We start from the raw sequence: 1972 nt of genomic DNA, 5'->3' as shown, positions 1-1972 counted from the left end.
CCGCGTTCGGTATGTCATGAATGGATTTGTGATTGGAGTAGGTGCATATGTAACTGCTTTAAATGAGGAAGCAAAGCAGGTAGCTGACCATATTGGAAAGGTTCATGTAGATGTGGGAAATACCGCATGTAAGGTACCCTTGGCTTTTGATTATATTGAAAAGGTGGAAAGTATGAATCGAGTCGGTATGAAGCGGAAGACCTGTATTTGTTGATAATTTTATATTAAACGAGAAATATTTATGTTCGTTTCTTGGAGTAGTATCCATTTCTTACCGGTTATTATCGGTGGAATTGCTTATATGATGTATGGTGGCATTTATTATTCACTATTACTAAATAAAAAGAAGAAAGAGAATGAGACATTTCTTACTAACCAAAGTGAGGGTCCGTTCAAATATATTTACTCCGTTATTATTGCATTCATTAATTCTTTTTTTCTGGCTCTTCTTATACAGTTAATAGGGTCTGAACAACTATTAGTAAATACAGGAATCGGATTTTTCTTTGGACTTGTGATTTCAATGGTTTATTTGAAAAACACTCTATTTGGGCTTATGTCAAAGAAATCTTTTTGGATAGCGGTTGGAGATCATCTTATCATTTTCACTATATTAGGAATGATTCATGGTCTTTTTATGTAATAAATGGTCTCAATTTTATAAAAATGATTTGCCAGTATCATTGTATACTGGTTTTTTTGTATTAATAAAAGAGCAACTCTCCTTGACATTGATAATCATTATCAATTATTATGTAGTTAAGTCAATGGTAATGATAATCATTTTCAATTATAACTATACCCTATAACCGGAGGGAACAAGATCAATGACTATCCTCACGTGTGAATGGTGCGGTTTTACAGAAAAACAAACAGATTCAAATGACTACATGGAACCTTGTCCATGTTGCGGTTTATTTGAAGAGGAGTTAGAAAATTAAAAAGGAGGACTTCTTTATGACCAAACGTCTATTAGAGTCGTTTATCCAAAGTCCATATCAAGTAAATGACTCTAGTGCAAAGTCTTGTTGGAGACATGGAGTTCAACTTATGATTAATCAGGTCGTTCAACATTATTTTCAACTGCCTAGAAACATACAAAATTCTATTAGCATTATGAAATTGATTGATACATACCGAAAGAATTTGAACATAGATGGATTTGAATCTGTCACTCATTACTGTGTCGTAATGGCAAAGATTACCGATCATTTACTTACTTTCCTCTCAAGTGAGGCTAAACAAGTATCACAGCTCTATTTTTACCATCGTCAAAAAGGGGTATTAGAGGAAGGGGAACATTCATTTTCCGTAAATATAGAGTTGACAGAATATTCGAGTAAATTATATAGTATGAAGAAATATTTATTAATGGCAGATGATCATTTGATTAAACTTTTTCAATTGATGATGTCGGTTTATTCGGTAAATGTGTACGGAAAACTACCTGACAAGGTTAAAATAGTAACTTTGTTGGACGGCAAGGAGTATGAATATTCTCCGACGATCGAGGATCTTACTCTTGGTCAACAGTATGTGAAGGAATTGAAGGAAATTAAACATGAAAGCTGGGAGAGAAGATTATGAAAACAACACCTTATATTGCTGTAAAAACATTTGACCATCAAGTTGACTGCTTCTGCCCAGATGCGGACCATAGCGAGGTAGTTACTATTCACAGGGGCGATATTATCGAAATTACTCCTGAGCGGAAATACACGGTTATCAATGGATGGTATGCATTAGTGATCATCAATCAAAGCTTCTCATTTTACATGGCTGTGGAAGATATAGAATGGTACTTTACAAAAGAACAAATGATTTCCATGTTAGATGTGGATCTTAAGATAAATTATTTTCAATATAAAATCAACCAAGCTCTCGATGAGGGAGACGAAATATCCTTTATGAAATTCACAGAGAAAATGAACGACTCGAATGAAATGAAGGAAAAATTGCAAATGTATCTGCG

General features: G+C 33.9%; 3 protein-coding genes and 1 pseudogene. All 4 read left to right on the top strand.

Features of this window, described 5'->3' with window-relative positions; all coding sequences use genetic code 11:
* Positions 1-214: pseudogene (locus tag ACGLXV_RS17485) on the top strand (DNA alkylation repair protein); the annotation flags it as partial.
* A 27-nt stretch (positions 215-241) separates the two neighbouring features.
* Positions 242-643, top strand: coding sequence for a DUF1761 domain-containing protein (locus ACGLXV_RS17480; RefSeq protein WP_391559631.1), 402 nt, complete (start codon positions 242-244; stop codon positions 641-643).
* 314 nt (positions 644-957) lie between these two features.
* A complete protein-coding gene (locus tag ACGLXV_RS17475; protein WP_391559630.1) occupies positions 958-1587 on the top strand; it encodes a hypothetical protein in 630 nt (209 codons plus the stop codon).
* Positions 1584-1972 (top strand): hypothetical protein (locus ACGLXV_RS17470; RefSeq protein ID WP_391559629.1); only part of this gene is annotated, 389 nt, incomplete at its 3' end. The genes ACGLXV_RS17475 and ACGLXV_RS17470, both read left to right, overlap by 4 nt.

It is taken from the genome of Robertmurraya sp. (genome assembly GCF_036676585.1).
Classification (GTDB): Bacteria; Bacillota; Bacilli; order Bacillales; family Cytobacillaceae; genus Robertmurraya_A.
The sequence above is the reverse complement of the archived record's forward strand: the minus strand, read 5'-3'. Positions and strand labels throughout refer to the sequence as shown.

Bases quoted from the DNA above. Each gene is read 5' to 3' on its own strand.
- ACGLXV_RS17480 (WP_391559631.1), top strand. From the start codon at position 242: ATGTTCGTTTCTTGGAGTAGTATCCATTTCTTACCGGTTATTATCGGT.
- ACGLXV_RS17475 (WP_391559630.1), top strand. From the start codon at position 958: ATGACCAAACGTCTATTAGAGTCGTTTATCCAAAGTCCATATCAAGTA.